We start from the raw sequence: 13,710 nt of genomic DNA on the forward strand, positions 1-13,710 counted from the left end.
GTGACAGGCGAGAATAAAGTGATGAGGCAGAAGCAGGACGCAAAGAAAGCGTCCGACCGGAAAAGATGAGCGAAACCGACAGGCCAAACGACCGCCCGCCCGAAGCGGCGCCGGATCCGGTGCGCGAGCGTCGTTCCCGCCGGGCATCTCCTGCGCGGCGGGCTTTGCACCATGTCGGCCAGTTCTGCTTCGGGTGTTCGATTCTGGTGCTCGTGGTCACGCTGGGAGTGGTCGCCGTACTGGCGGCGGGGGTCGAGGTGCCCGGATGGGTCCGGTCCGACCTGAGCCAACGCATCAACCGCGATCTGCCGAACCACGTGCTGCGCTTCGAGGGGATGGGCCTCAGCCTCGGGCCCGACATGGCCCCGAGGGTAGAGCTGCGCACCGTCTCGTTGGATGACACGAGCGGGCACCGCCTCGCCGATCTCGCGGGCTTGCAGATCAGGCTGTCGCGGGCAGCATTGCTGCGCGGCGAGGTGCGCGCTTCGGCGATACGGCTCGAGGGCGGGCGGCTCCTGCTGCGGCGGCGTGAGAGCGGCGAGTTGTCGATCGAGGTCGAGGGCGGCGGCGCACCCGCTCAGGGCACTGTCACCGAACAGATTGGCGCGCTGCTGGCGCAGCCGCAATTGGCCTCCCTGCGCGAGGTGACGGCCGAAAATTTGAGCCTGCGCTACGAGGATGCGCGCGCCGGGCGGGCCTGGTCCGCCGATGGCGGGCAGGCGAGCCTGACGCGCGAAGGCGATCAGATGACGCTGCGCGGCAATGTCACGGTCCTGGGTGCGCGCGAATACGCCACCTCGATCGAGGTCAACTATAGCGCTCAGGTCGGCGCGACAGCAGCGGAATTCGGCGTGCGCTTTGAGGATATCCCGGCGGGCGAGATCGCGGGACAGTCGCCCGCGCTGGCCTGGCTGGCCGCGCTCGATGCGCCGATCTCGGGGGCGCTGCGGGCCGCCGTGGACGAGGCGGGACGGCTCGGGCCCCTCAATGCCACGCTGCAGATCGGTGCGGGCGCGTTGCAACCCAATCCGGCCACCTCGCCGATCCCCTTCGAGGCGGCACGCAGCTATTTCACCTATGACCCGGCGACGCAGACGATCCGATTTTCCGAATTGTCGGTCGATAGCGGTTGGGGCCGCGCCCGCGCCGATGGCACCGCGCGTCTGATCGGGATGGAGACCGGCTGGCCGCGCGAGTTGCAGGCGCAGATTTCGTTTGCCGAGATCGTGGCCGATCCTCCGGATCTCTACTCCGAGCCGATAGCCTTCGAGGGGGCCGCCATGGACATGCGTCTCAAGCTCGATCCCTTCGTGCTGTCGCTCGGGGCGTTGCGGCTGAACGATCAGGGCCGCACGCTGCGCCTCAGCGGCGAGGCGCGGGGACAGCCGGACGGCTGGGCGCTGGCGCTTGAGGGGGCGCTGGACGGGATCGCGCCAGAGCGGCTGCTGGCGCTCTGGCCGCGCTCGGTCAAGCCCAAGACCCGTGACTGGATCACCGAGAATGTGCGCGAGATCACACTGAGCGATATCCAGGTCGCGCTGCGGGCCGGGGCGGGGGCCCTGCCGGATTTCTTCCTCGGCTTCGATTTCGACAATCTCAGCACGGTCTATGTGCGCGACGTGCCGCCCATCGAGGACGCACAAGGGCATGCCTCGATCCGCGACAACCGCTTTGTCATGCATGCCGCTCAAGGCCACGTGACGGCCGCGCAGGGTGGGCGCATAGATATTGCAGGCACCACGTTTTCGATCCCCGACATCCGGATCAAGCAAAGCCCGGCACGGGCGCGCCTGCGGACCGAAAGTACCATCACCGCCGCCCTGTCGCTGCTCGATTCGCCGCCCTTCCGCTTTCTGGAAAAGGCCGGGCAGCCGGTGAGCCTCGCCGACGGGCGCGCGCGACTGAAGGGCGATCTGAATTTCCTGATGAAGGACCGGCTGACCCCCGAGGAGGTGGCCTTCGAGGTGACCGGCGCGTTGCGCGACCTGCGCTCGGAGACACTGGTCAAGGGGCGGGTTCTGTCCGCCTCGGCTCTCGCGGTGGAGGCCAGCAATCGCGGCATCCGGATCGGCGGCGAGGCGCGGATCGGCACGGTTCCGCTGTCGGGGAACTGGAGCATGCCGATTGGTCCGAACACCGGTGGAGTCAGCCGGGTGCGCGGGCAAATCGAACTGTCGGAACGATTTGCCCGGGAATTCGGCATCGGCCTGCCGCCGGGCACATTCTCGGGGGCCGCGCAAGGCGAGGTCGAGATCGGTTTTGGCAAGGACAGCCCCGGGCAATTCGCGCTCACCTCGGATTTGGCGGGGCTGGGACTGCGCCTGCCGCAGGTCGACTGGGCGCTGAGCCAGGCGGGCACCGGGCGGCTCGACGTGACGGGCACGCTCGGCCCCCAGCCGGAGATCGAAGGCCTGAGCCTCGACGCCGCCGGGCTGCGCGCGCGCGGCGCAGTCACGACGGCAGAGGACGGTGGCTTTGAGCGGGCCACATTCTCCAGCGTCGAGATTGGCGACTGGCTGAATGCGCCCGTCACGCTGATCGGGCGCGGCCCGGGTCGCGCCCCGCGCATCGAGGTCACCGGCGGCGCGCTCGATCTGCGCAGCAAGACGGTGTTTGGCGGCTCGTCTGACGTGACGCCGTCCGAGGCGGGTGCGGCAGGCGGAGGCCCGGTCGTGCTCCGGCTCGACCGGTTGCAGCTTTCCGACGCGATCACCCTGACCGAGTTCAACGCTGATCTGCAAACGGCAGGTGGCATGCAGGGGGCGTTTACCGGCCGGGTCAATGGCAAGACGGCGATCACCGGAGACATCGTCCCGAGAGCGGGGCGCAGTGCCTTCCGGATCCGCAGTGACGACGCCGGTGGCGTTCTGGGCTCGGCCAACCTGCTCAAGAGCGCACGCGACGGCCGGATGGAGCTTATCCTGACACCCGCACCAGAGCCGGGCAGCTATGATGGCGTGTTGGGGATCGACGAGATCCGTATCAAGGAGGCGCCGGCCCTCGCGGCGCTCCTGAACACGATCAGCGTGGTCGGGTTGCTCGAGCAACTTGACGGGCAGGGTCTGCACTTTTCGCGGATCGACGCGCGGTTTCGGCTGAGTCCGACCCGCCTCGTGCTGCTCGAGAGCAGCGCGGTCGGGGCCTCGGTCGGTCTGTCGATGGACGGGTTCTATAATGTCGGGACAAAGCGGATGGACATGCAGGGCGTGATCTCTCCGGTTTACGTGCTGAACGCGATCGGCGAGGCCTTTACGCGCCCCGGCGAAGGGCTTATCGGCTTCAACTACACGATCACCGGGTCGGCCTCGAACCCGGATGTCAGCATCAACCCGCTCTCGGCATTGACCCCGGGGTTCCTGCGCGAGATGTTCCGCAGGCCCGCGCCGCAGGTCGAGGGGGTCGGGCCTCCCGCGATGTCGCGCCAATCGGAGCCCGACGCGGGGCGGGAGAAACAGCCACCCTATGTCGGAAACGATAGATGAAACTCAGCGACTTCGATTTCGTCCTGCCCGAGGCGCTGATAGCCACGCGGCCCGCCCGCCCGCGCCGGTCGGCGCGGCTTCTGGTGGCGCAGGGCGATGCAATCCATGATGCCACCGTGGCCGATCTTGGCCAGTTGTTGCAGGCCGGTGATCGTCTGGTGCTCAACGATACCAAGGTGATCCCGGCGCGGTTGAGCGGACGGCGGCGCCGCGCGGGCGCGCAAGGCGAAAGCGAGGCGCGGATCGAGGTTACCTTGCTGGAACCGGGGGCGGACGGCACGTGGTCGGCATTGATCAAGCCGCTCAGGAAGGTGGCCGAGGGTGAGGAGATCGTGTTTTCCGATGTGCTCTCGGCGGTGCTGGAGACCAAGGCAGAGGGGCAGGCACGGCTGCGGTTCAACCTGACGGGCGATGACTTCGACTCCGCCCTCGATGCAGCAGGGGCCATGCCGCTGCCGCCCTATATCGCGGCCAAGCGGCCTGCGGATGCACAGGATCGCGAGGATTATCAGACGCTCTGGGCGCGCAACGTGGGGGCCGTGGCGGCGCCCACGGCCTCGCTGCATTTCGACGAGGTCGTGCTCGACGATCTGCGCGCGCGCGGCGTCAGCTTCACCCATGTGACGCTGCATGTCGGGGCGGGCACCTTCCTGCCGGTCAAGGTCGAGGATGTTACCACCCACAAGATGCATGCCGAATGGGGCGAGGTGAGCGCGCAGGCCGCCGCCGAGATCGCCGAGACGCAGGCAGCGGGCGGGCGGATCATTCCGGTCGGCACCACCGCCCTGCGCCTGATCGAGACGGCGGCGCGGGCCACCGGCGGGATCGTGCCGTGGCAGGGCGATACCGACATCTTCATCTATCCCGGGTTTCAGTTTCGCGTGACCGATGCCCTGATGACCAATTTCCATCTGCCCAGATCAACGCTGATGATGCTCGTCTCGGCCTTTATGGGGCAAGACCGCATCCGGCAAATTTACGCGCATGCCGTGGCGCAGGGCTATCGCTTCTTTTCCTACGGGGATGCTTCGCTGTTGATACCGGCGCCAAAGCCTGACAGGCGGATAACAGGCGCGACAGAATGAGTCGCGATTGACACAGACGCGCGCGCCCGGGCCTTGCGAGGCTGGGGTGGGCTGACGGAGAGAGACGATGTTTCAGGTATTATCGGGGGCCTGGGCGCTGCTCTTGGGCATGATGCTCTTGCAGGTTGGCAATGGCATGCAGGGCACGCTTCTGGGTATCCGGGGGGCGCTCGAGGGGTTTTCGACCCTGGAGATGTCAGTCGTGATGTCGTCCTATTTCCTCGGTTTTCTCTTCGGATCACGAATGGCCCCCGAGATGATCCGCCGGGTCGGGCATGTGCGGGTCTTCGCGGCGCTCGGCTCGATGATCTCGGCGGTGTTGATCCTCTATCCCACGGTGACCGAACCCTGGGCCTGGTCGGTGGGCCGGGTGGTGATCGGCTTCTGCTTTTCCGGCGTTTACGTGACGGCGGAAAGCTGGCTCAACAATTCGGCGACCAATGCGACGCGCGGCAAGGCGCTGTCGCTCTACATGATGGTGCAGATGGTCGGTATCGTCTCGGCGCAGGGCATCATGGTGCTGGCCGATCCGTCGGGCTACGTGCTCTTCGTGATCCCGTCGGTGCTGGTCTCACTGGCCTTCGCACCGATCCTGCTCTCGGTCAGCCCGACGCCGGCCTTCGACACCACCAAGCCGCTGTCGCTGCGGCAGATCATGAAGATTTCGCCGCTGGGCTGCGTCGGCATGCTGCTCACCGGCGGGGTCTTTGCCGCGCAATTCGGCATGGCGGCGGTCTATGGCGCCGAGGCGGGGCTGAGCGTGGGGCAGATCTCGACCTTCGTGGCGTCCTTCTACGTGGCGGCGGTGGTGGCGCAATACCCGCTTGGCTGGCTGTCGGACCGGATGGACCGGCGCAAGCTGATCGCCATGGTGTCGCTGGTCACCGGCCTGGGCGGCGTAGTCGGCATGATGCTGGGCGACAACTTCTGGTTTCTGCTGCTCGCGGCCTTTCTGGTCGGCGGATCGTCCAATCCGCTCTATTCGCTGCTGATCGCCTATACCAACGACTTTCTGGAGCATGACGACATGGCGGCAGCCGCAGGAGGCATGGTCTTCATCAACGGTCTGGGCGCGATTGCCGGGCCGCTGATGGTGGGCTGGATGATGGGTGTCATGGGGCCGGGGGGATATTTCCTCTATATCGCCGTGCTGATGTTCGCGATGGTGGGCTACGCGTTCTACCGCATGACGCAGCGCGCCGCGCCGACGGTATCCCAGACCGAGAGCTACACGCCGGTTTCGCCGTCCTCGTCGCCAATGGCCGTCGAATTTGCGCAAGAAGTCGCCATCGAGACCGCGCAGGAGGAGAATTCGCCGTGATTTTCTGTGTTTATGTCCCGGTTGAAGCATTATTTTACTGTGAAAACGCGCGGAAAACGCGTTAACGTCATGTTATTGTCATAGGGGAATGAGGAGAGTCCTATGGTTTCGCCCGATGAAGTGCTGGGGTTCTGGCTCGACGAGGTCGGCCCGCAAGGGTGGTACAAAGTGTCCGATACGCTGGACGACACGATCCGCGAGAGGTTTCAGTCCGGATGGGAGAATGCGCGCGCCGGTGCCTACAGTCTGTGGCTGACATACCCGGCCGGTACGCTGGCCTATATCATCCTGACCGATCAGTTCCCGCGCAACATGTTCCGAGATGATCCTCGGGCCTTTGCCACCGACAAGGCCGGGCTCGCAGCGGCCAAGGTGGCGATCAACCGGGGCTGGGATCTCAAGATCAATGAACCGGCAAGACAGTTCTTCTACCTGCCCCTGATGCATTCCGAAAACCTCTGTGATCAGGAACGCTGCGTGCGGCTGATCTGCGAGCGGATGCCCGAGTATGGCCCCGAGAACCTGACCCATGCCCGCGCACATCGCGAGGTGATCCGCCAGTTCGGACGTTTTCCCTATCGCAATTCCGCGCTCAACCGGCCCTCGACCGCGCTGGAGCGCGCCTATGAGGCCGAAGGCGGGTACGGGGCCACGCTGCGTCAGTTGATGGCGGCCGCCTGAAACGATCTTCAAGCGAGGGAAAACAGGCGTCTGCCGGGTGTTTGCGCAACCGGCTGGGTTTGTCTCGTTGTGATCTTTCGAAAAATAGTTTAACTCCAAACTAATTTTGCAAGCGGAGGGCCAGATGGCGTCGAACAGCTATGACATGATCGTGATCGGGGCCGGGCCGGGCGGCTATGTCGCCGCGATCCGGGGCGCGCAACTGGGCCTCAAGGTGGCCATTGTCGAGCGCGAGCATATGGGCGGCATCTGCCTCAACTGGGGCTGCATTCCGACCAAGGCGATGCTGCGCTCGTCCGAGGTGTTTCACCTGATGCACCGGGCCAAGGAATTCGGGCTCAAGGCCGAGGGGATCGGCTATGATCTCGACGCGGTGGTGAAACGCTCGCGCGGGGTGGCCAAGCAACTGAGTTCGGGTGTCGCGCATCTGATGAAGAAGAACAAGATCACCGTGGTGATGGGCGAGGCGACGCTGCCCGCCAAGGGCAAGGTTAGCGTCAAGACCGACAAGGGCACCGAGGAACTCAGCGCAAAGAACATCGTGCTGGCCACCGGCGCAAGGGCGCGCGAAATGCCGGGGCTCGAGGCCGACGGCGAACGTGTCTGGACCTACAAGCACGCGCTGGTGCCGCCGCATATGCCCAAGAAATTGCTGGTCATCGGTTCAGGCGCCATCGGCATCGAATTCGCCAGCTTCTACAACACGCTTGGGGCCGCTACGACGGTGGTCGAGGTGATGGACCGCATCCTGCCCGTCGAGGATGCCGAGATTTCCGCCTTCGCCAAGAAATCCTTTGAAAAGCAGAAGATGAAGATCATGGTCAAGGCTATGGTCAAGCAGCTGGACCGCGCCAAGGACAAGGTGACCGCCCATGTCGAGGTGGGTGGCAAGGTCGAGAAACACGAATTCGATACGGTGATTTCCGCCGTGGGCATCGTCGCCAATACCGAGGGTCTCGGGCTTGAGAAACTGGGCGCGAAGATCGAGAAATCCTTTGTCGTGACCGATGAATTCTGCCGCAGCGGTGTCGAGGGGCTCTACGTGATCGGGGATGCCACCAACGGGCCGTGGCTGGCGCACAAGGCCAGCCATGAAGGTGTGATGGTGGCCGAGCTGATCGCGGGCGGGCATCCGCATGCTGTCGATCCCGACAGCATCGCCGGCTGCACCTATTGCCAGCCGCAGGTCGCCAGCGTCGGCCTGACCGAGGCGCAGGCCAAGGACAAGGGCCACAAGATCAAGGTTGGGCGCTTCCCGTTCATCGGCAATGGCAAGGCGATTGCAATGGGCGAGGCCGAGGGCATGATCAAGACGGTGTTTGACGAAAAGACCGGCGAGCTTCTGGGGGCGCATATGATCGGGGCCGAGGTGACCGAGCTTATTCAAGGTTACGTGGTGGGCCGTCAGCTTGAGACAACCGAACAAGAACTGATGCAGGCCGTCTTCCCGCATCCGACGCTCAGCGAGATGATGCATGAAAGCGTGCTCGACGCCTATGACCGGGTGATCCATATCTGAGCGGCGCAGGCCGTTCCATCAGTGCAGGGGCGTGGGCCAAGGCTTGCGCCCCTTGTCGTTGCGGTGCAGTGTAACCGCGCAAACAAGGGGACCCGCGTGGCCAGTCTCAACCGCATCGTGATGCAGCAGGTCTCGCGCCGTTGGCTGCGGGCGCTCGACCTCGAAGAGATGGATGCCGCCGAGATTTCCGGCAAATACGGGCATCGCTACAGCTTTCGCAGCTATGCGCGGTTTCGCTATCCGAAATACGACATCTGCAACGGGCCCTATACCGGCGAGGGTGGGGCGGTGCTGCAATTCGACATCATCCTCGCCAATCAGGTCTGGGAACATCTCGACCGACCCTATGCCGCCACCCGCCATGTGCGCGAAATGCTGCGCCCCGATGGCTGGTTCTGGCTGGCGGTGCCGTTCTACATTCCCTATCACGGTGACCCGGTTGATTGCTCGCGGTGGAGCGCGCGGGGGCTGAAGAACCTGCTGATCGAGGCGGGGTTCGCCGACGACCGGATCACCGCGCGGCAATGGGGCAATCGCGCCGCCGCCGCCCGCAATCTCGAAGCTGACTGGCCCCCGGCGCATGATCCCGAGACCGATGATCTGACCAACGATCCGCAGTTCCCGATCTGCGCCTGGGCCCTGGCGCAGAAATAGGCGGATGCAAGCCGCGTTCCTGTAATGTTCGCAAAATTGACTTGGACCCGGGCCGCGTCTCTTCTATGTGTGGCAGGTGTGAATCCCGGGGGTCAGAATGGCCGATCTGAAATATATCGAGGTGCGCGGCGCGCGCGAGCATAACCTCAAGAATATCGACGTGGATATTCCGCGCGACCAACTGGTTGTGATCACCGGGCTTTCCGGCTCGGGCAAGTCGTCGCTCGCCTTCGACACGATCTATGCCGAGGGGCAGCGCCGCTATGTCGAATCGCTCAGCGCCTATGCGCGGCAATTCCTCGACATGATGGAAAAGCCGGATGTGGATCACATCAGCGGGCTGTCCCCGGCGATTTCCATCGAGCAAAAGACAACCTCGAAGAACCCGCGCTCCACCGTCGGCACGGTGACCGAGATTTACGATTACATGCGGCTCTTGTTTGCCCGGGTCGGCACGCCCTATTCCCCCGCCACCGGCCTGCCCATCGAGGCGCAGCAGGTGCAGGACATGGTGGATCGCGTGATGGCAATGGAGGAGGGCACGCGCGCCTATCTGCTTGCCCCCATCGTGCGTGACCGCAAGGGCGAGTATCGCAAGGAATTTCTGGAACTGCGCAAATCCGGCTTTCAGCGGGTCAAGGTGGATGGCGAATTCTATGAACTCGATGAGCCGCCCACGCTCGACAAGAAATTGCGCCACGATGTCGATGTCGTGGTTGACCGGCTGGTGGTGAAGGAGGGGCTGGAGACGCGGCTCGCCGACAGTTTTCGCACCGCGCTCGATCTGGCTGACGGCATCGCCGTCTTGGAAACCGCCCCGCGCGAGGGTGAGCCGGAACGGATGACCTTTTCCGAAAAATTCGCCTGTCCGGTCAGTGGTTTCACCATTCCCGAGATCGAGCCGCGGCTGTTTTCCTTCAACGCGCCGTTCGGGGCCTGTCCGGAGTGTGACGGGTTGGGGGCGGAGTTGTTCTTTGACGAGAAACTGGTGGTGCCGGACGAGGCGCTACGCATCGGTGACGGGGCGATTGCGCCGTGGCGCAAGGGCAAGAGCCCCTATTTCACCCAGACCATCACCGCCATCGCCAAACATTACGAGTTTGACAAGACGACACCTTGGCGCGATCTGCCCGCGCATGTGAAACAGGTGTTCCTCTATGGCTCGGGCGACGAGGAAATCCCGTTCCGCTATGACGAGGGCGGCCGCGTCTATCAGGTCAGCCGCGTGTTCGAGGGCGTGATCCCCAACATGGAGCGGCGCTATCGCGAGACGGATTCGAACTGGATTCGCGAGGAATTCGAGCGCTACCAGAACAACCGCCCCTGCGGGGCCTGCGGCGGCTACCGACTGCGGGAAGAGGCTTTGGCGGTACGCATCGCCGACCTGCATGTCGGGCATGTGGTGCAGATGTCGATCCGCGAGGCCTATGACTGGTGCGAGACGGTGCCGGAACACCTTGGCAAGCAGAAGAACGAGATCGCGCGCGCCATCCTGAAGGAGATCCGCGAGCGGCTTGGCTTTCTCAACAACGTGGGCCTCGATTACCTGACGCTCAGCCGCAATGCCGGCACGCTGTCGGGCGGCGAGAGCCAGCGCATCCGGCTGGCTAGCCAGATCGGCTCGGGGCTGACCGGCGTGCTCTATGTGCTCGACGAGCCCTCCATCGGGCTGCATCAGCGCGACAACGGGCGGCTCTTGCAGACGCTGCGCAACCTGCGCGATCAGGGCAACACGGTGATCGTGGTCGAACATGACGAAGAGGCGATCCGCACCGCCGATTATGTCTTTGACATCGGCCCCGGCGCGGGGGTGCATGGCGGGCAGGTCGTCAGCCACGGCACACCGGATCACGTCGCCGCCGACCCGGCCTCGATCACCGGGCAATACCTCTCGGGCACGCGCGAGATTGCCGTCCCGCCCAAGCGCCGCAAGGGCAACAAGAAGAAACTGACCGTGGTCAAGGCCAACGGCAACAACCTGCAGAACGTCACCGCCGAGTTTCCGCTTGGCAAGTTTGTCTGCGTGACCGGCGTGTCGGGCGGGGGCAAGTCGACGCTCACCATCGAGACGCTGTTCAAGACCGCCTCGATGCGTCTGAACGGCGCGCGGCAGACGCCCGCGCCCTGCGAGACGATCAAGGGGATGGAACATCTCGACAAGGTGATCGACATCGACCAGCGCCCGATCGGGCGCACGCCGCGCAGTAACCCGGCGACCTATACCGGGGCGTTTACGCCGATCCGCGACTGGTTCGCCGGGCTGCCCGAGGCCAAGGCGCGCGGCTACAAGCCGGGGCGCTTTTCCTTCAACGTCAAGGGCGGGCGGTGCGAGGCGTGCCAGGGCGACGGTGTCATCAAGATCGAGATGCATTTCCTGCCGGATGTCTATGTGGAATGCGAGACCTGCAAGGGCGCGCGCTATAACCGCGAGACGCTGGAAATACGGTTTAAAGGCAAGAGCATAGCAGACGTTCTTGATATGACTGTGGAAGAGGCGCAGGAATTTTTCAAGGCGGTGCCGAGCATCCGCGAAAAGATGGATGCGCTGATGCGGGTGGGCCTTGGCTATATCAAGGTGGGCCAGCAGGCGACGACCCTCTCGGGCGGCGAGGCGCAACGGGTGAAGCTATCCAAGGAACTCGCCAAACGCTCCACGGGCCGCACGCTCTATATCCTCGACGAGCCGACGACAGGGCTGCATTTCGAGGATGTGAAAAAGCTTCTGGAGGTGCTGCACGAACTGGTCGAGCAGGGCAATTCGGTCATTGTGATCGAGCACAACCTCGACGTGATCAAGACCGCCGACCATATCATCGACATCGGCCCCGAGGGTGGCGATGGCGGCGGCGAGATCGTCGCCGTCGGCACGCCCGAAGAGGTGGCGGATGAACCGCGCAGCCATACCGGGCGTTACCTCAAGGAGATGTTGAACGCGCGCAAGGTTGCGGCCGAGTAGCGGGTCGGCCCGGCCGCTCCCGGCGCAGGCGCGTGGCTCAGTTCAGCACCGCCGCCGCCGCGCCGATCAGGTCGAGCACCTCGCGTGTGTTGCGGTCGACGCGATAGACGCGGTCGCCGACGCGGTAATAGGTTTCATCCGGATCGAGACCGTAGCGCCCGGGATTGCGCAGGATGACATAATCCCCTTGAATATAGTCGCCCCTATGGTAGATGCCTTGCTTTTTTGCCAAGCCGGGAGGCTGGCATCCGGTGCCCTTCTTGGCAAGACCGGGCGGGCATCCTTTTGGCGCGGCTTGCGCGGGGGCGGATGTGAGCAGTGTCAGGCCCGTAAGGCCGAGAGCGATGATGCGTAGCATGGTTCCTCCGTTACATCGTCAAGATGGGCACTCGGAGGATAATATCCAAGGCAATGGCACGCGCTGCGCGGAAAGCTGCCATGCCGGATTGCGTCAGTCGCCTCATGCGGAAAAAAAAGATGCGCGTCCCGACGAGCCCCGGATGAATCCGTGAGTAATGATGGCTTGCCGGGACACGACTGGAGGTTGACCTGAACGGCCATCCCCGTCCCTGAGGTTTACTGCTTTTTGAGGGGGCAGGTCGAGAGCCCGAAGATGGAATAAAGCGGACAGGAAGACATCAGGCCAGTAACCAGCGGAATGATGCCGATCAGGTAGAGCCAGCTATAGGTTCCGTCGCGGTTGATGACAAAGCCTGCCAGCAGGGCAAGGCCAAGGATGATACGCAGGGCGCGATCGCGTGAGCCGACATTCTTCTTGAGCATGGAAGCACCTTTTGAAACTGGGCCACGGGGCATCCCCGTAGCGGCCTCGCCAGCATGCTTGATGGTGCCTCTGGTGTCTGTGATCTGGTCACATACCCCCGATGCTCATTTGAAATTGCGGCTGTCCTTGATCTGGTCCCAGGCCCAGACCACCTGTTGCAACTGTTCTTCCTGGCTGCGGTCACCGCCGTTGATATCGGGGTGCAGCACCTTGATCAGCGACTTGTAGGCCTTGCGCAGGTCCGCCTTGGTCCAGGTGTCTTCGGCCTCGAGAATCTCGATGGCGCGCCGCTCGGTCGGTGGCAGCTTGCGCCCGCCGCCGCGCTTCTTGCCGGGGTTCTGCGTGGCGTTGCCGCCCAGCACCTGATGCGGGTCCTCGATGCCGAGCCGTGCCCAGGCACGGGCCTCGGGGTCGTTGAAGCGCCGGGTCTCGCGCTCCCAGACCTTGTCCTTGGACATCTGCGCGTTCAGTTCCGCCTCGGTCGTGCCGTCGAAGAAGTTCCACTTGAGGTTATACTCGCGCACATGCTGCTGGCAGAACCAGAAATAGTCGTCGAGCACGTCGGGCGCCTTGGGCGCGCGGTACTTTCCGGGCTCGTTGCACCCGTCGTGGTCGCAGATGCGCGTCGAGGTTTCGGATGCGCCGGACATCCCGCGCCGACCGCGCGGGTTCTTCTTCTTGGCCGAAGAGACCGACATATCGAAACCGAAAGGATCTGATTTGGACATTGAGCACACCTTTGCGAGTCAGGACGCAGAGTGTATGCTAAAACGCGGCGAATTGAAGGGGGCAGGGGAAATTTTTTCCGGCATCACGGCGGTTTACCGCGTGCGGCAGATTCACGCTTTTCCCGCCTAACAGTCTGGATTCACTGCGAGAATTGAAACGACGCCCTCAAGGTTTCGGATCGGGAGGTGATAACGTCTCGGCCAGCGGTTCCGCTTGCACCGGATCCATCCTCGCAACGTCGGCCCTCGGGGCCGATGCGCGGATTTCCCGCTGAAAGACCAGCACCGAGCGATAGACCGTGTGGCTCGAGGTCAGGCCCTGACGTTCCTCGCTCGGCAGGATGTCGCTGCGCAGATAGCTCCAGCCGTGATGGGCCATCTCGTTCAGCGTCTCTTCGAGCCCGAGGGCAAAACGTGCTTCGGGTGTCTTGACGCCGGGCGCCTTGCGGCCGCGTGTCGGGGCGGGGAGGATCTTGTATTCAAAAAGCGGCATGGCACGC

The 13,710-nt window shown here is 64.0% G+C and carries 11 protein-coding genes; 7 read left to right on the forward strand and 4 right to left on the reverse strand.

Annotation, left to right across the window (positions count from 1 at the left end; genetic code table 11):
• Nucleotides 1-65: 65 nt before the first annotated feature.
• The 7 genes from ACSSV4_RS10140 to uvrA all read left to right on the forward strand — a co-directional run bounded on the left by ACSSV4_RS10140 (nt 66) and on the right by uvrA (nt 11,698).
• Nucleotides 66-3,482: a YhdP family protein gene (locus ACSSV4_RS10140; protein ID WP_454275023.1), complete on the forward strand. Its 3,417-nt coding sequence runs from the start codon at nt 66-68 to the stop codon at nt 3,480-3,482.
• A complete protein-coding gene (gene queA / locus ACSSV4_RS10145; protein WP_454275024.1) occupies nt 3,479-4,567 on the forward strand; it encodes a tRNA preQ1(34) S-adenosylmethionine ribosyltransferase-isomerase QueA in 1,089 nt (362 codons plus the stop codon). The genes ACSSV4_RS10140 and queA overlap by 4 nt, the downstream gene beginning before the upstream one ends.
• A 67-nt stretch (nt 4,568-4,634) precedes the next feature.
• On the forward strand, nt 4,635-5,888 hold the full coding sequence (locus tag ACSSV4_RS10150; protein WP_454275025.1) for an MFS transporter: 1,254 nt from the start codon (nt 4,635-4,637) through the stop codon (nt 5,886-5,888).
• A gap of 102 nt (nt 5,889-5,990) precedes the next feature.
• Nucleotides 5,991-6,569, forward strand: a complete 579-nt coding sequence (locus ACSSV4_RS10155) for a DUF924 family protein (RefSeq protein ID WP_454275026.1) — start codon at nt 5,991-5,993, stop codon at nt 6,567-6,569.
• Nucleotides 6,570-6,693: 124 nt separating this feature from the next.
• Entirely contained in the window at nt 6,694-8,088 is a 1,395-nt protein-coding gene (gene lpdA / locus ACSSV4_RS10160) for a dihydrolipoyl dehydrogenase (protein WP_454275027.1), read from the forward strand.
• Between the two features lie 96 nt (nt 8,089-8,184).
• Nucleotides 8,185-8,742 (forward strand): methyltransferase domain-containing protein, encoded by a 558-nt coding sequence (locus ACSSV4_RS10165; RefSeq protein WP_454275028.1) that lies wholly within the window; start codon nt 8,185-8,187, stop codon nt 8,740-8,742.
• Between the two features lie 97 nt (nt 8,743-8,839).
• A complete protein-coding gene (uvrA, locus tag ACSSV4_RS10170) occupies nt 8,840-11,698 on the forward strand; it encodes an excinuclease ABC subunit UvrA (protein WP_454275029.1) in 2,859 nt (952 codons plus the stop codon).
• Nucleotides 11,699-11,735: 37 nt separating this feature from the next.
• On the opposite strand, the gene ACSSV4_RS10175 is transcribed toward uvrA, so the two are convergent.
• The 4 genes from ACSSV4_RS10175 to ACSSV4_RS10190 all read right to left on the reverse strand — a co-directional run bounded on the left by ACSSV4_RS10175 (nt 11,736) and on the right by ACSSV4_RS10190 (nt 13,703).
• Nucleotides 11,736-11,930: a hypothetical protein gene (locus ACSSV4_RS10175; RefSeq protein ID WP_454275030.1), complete on the reverse strand. Its 195-nt coding sequence runs from the start codon at nt 11,928-11,930 to the stop codon at nt 11,736-11,738.
• 344 nt (nt 11,931-12,274) lie between these two features.
• Nucleotides 12,275-12,481, reverse strand: a complete 207-nt coding sequence (locus ACSSV4_RS10180; protein ID WP_454275031.1) for a YgaP family membrane protein — start codon at nt 12,479-12,481, stop codon at nt 12,275-12,277.
• 105 nt (nt 12,482-12,586) lie between these two features.
• Nucleotides 12,587-13,210: a DnaJ domain-containing protein gene (locus ACSSV4_RS10185; RefSeq protein ID WP_454275032.1), complete on the reverse strand. Its 624-nt coding sequence runs from the start codon at nt 13,208-13,210 to the stop codon at nt 12,587-12,589.
• Between the two features lie 166 nt (nt 13,211-13,376).
• On the reverse strand, nt 13,377-13,703 hold the full coding sequence (locus ACSSV4_RS10190; protein ID WP_454275033.1) for a hypothetical protein: 327 nt from the start codon (nt 13,701-13,703) through the stop codon (nt 13,377-13,379).
• Between the last annotated feature and the right edge of the window lie 7 nt (nt 13,704-13,710).

The organism is Roseovarius sp. MBR-154, assembly GCF_053628595.1.

Bases quoted from the DNA above. Each gene is read 5' to 3' on its own strand.
- ACSSV4_RS10140 (WP_454275023.1), top strand. From the start codon at position 66: ATGAGCGAAACCGACAGGCCAAACGACCGCCCGCCCGAAGCGGCGCCG.
- queA (WP_454275024.1), top strand. From the start codon at position 3,479: ATGAAACTCAGCGACTTCGATTTCGTCCTGCCCGAGGCGCTGATAGCC.
- ACSSV4_RS10150 (WP_454275025.1), top strand. From the start codon at position 4,635: ATGTTTCAGGTATTATCGGGGGCCTGGGCGCTGCTCTTGGGCATGATG.
- ACSSV4_RS10155 (WP_454275026.1), top strand. From the start codon at position 5,991: ATGGTTTCGCCCGATGAAGTGCTGGGGTTCTGGCTCGACGAGGTCGGC.
- lpdA (WP_454275027.1), top strand. From the start codon at position 6,694: ATGGCGTCGAACAGCTATGACATGATCGTGATCGGGGCCGGGCCGGGC.
- uvrA (WP_454275029.1), top strand. From the start codon at position 8,840: ATGGCCGATCTGAAATATATCGAGGTGCGCGGCGCGCGCGAGCATAAC.
- ACSSV4_RS10180 (WP_454275031.1), bottom strand. From the start codon at position 12,481: ATGCTCAAGAAGAATGTCGGCTCACGCGATCGCGCCCTGCGTATCATC.
- ACSSV4_RS10185 (WP_454275032.1), bottom strand. From the start codon at position 13,210: ATGTCCAAATCAGATCCTTTCGGTTTCGATATGTCGGTCTCTTCGGCC.
- ACSSV4_RS10190 (WP_454275033.1), bottom strand. From the start codon at position 13,703: ATGCCGCTTTTTGAATACAAGATCCTCCCCGCCCCGACACGCGGCCGC.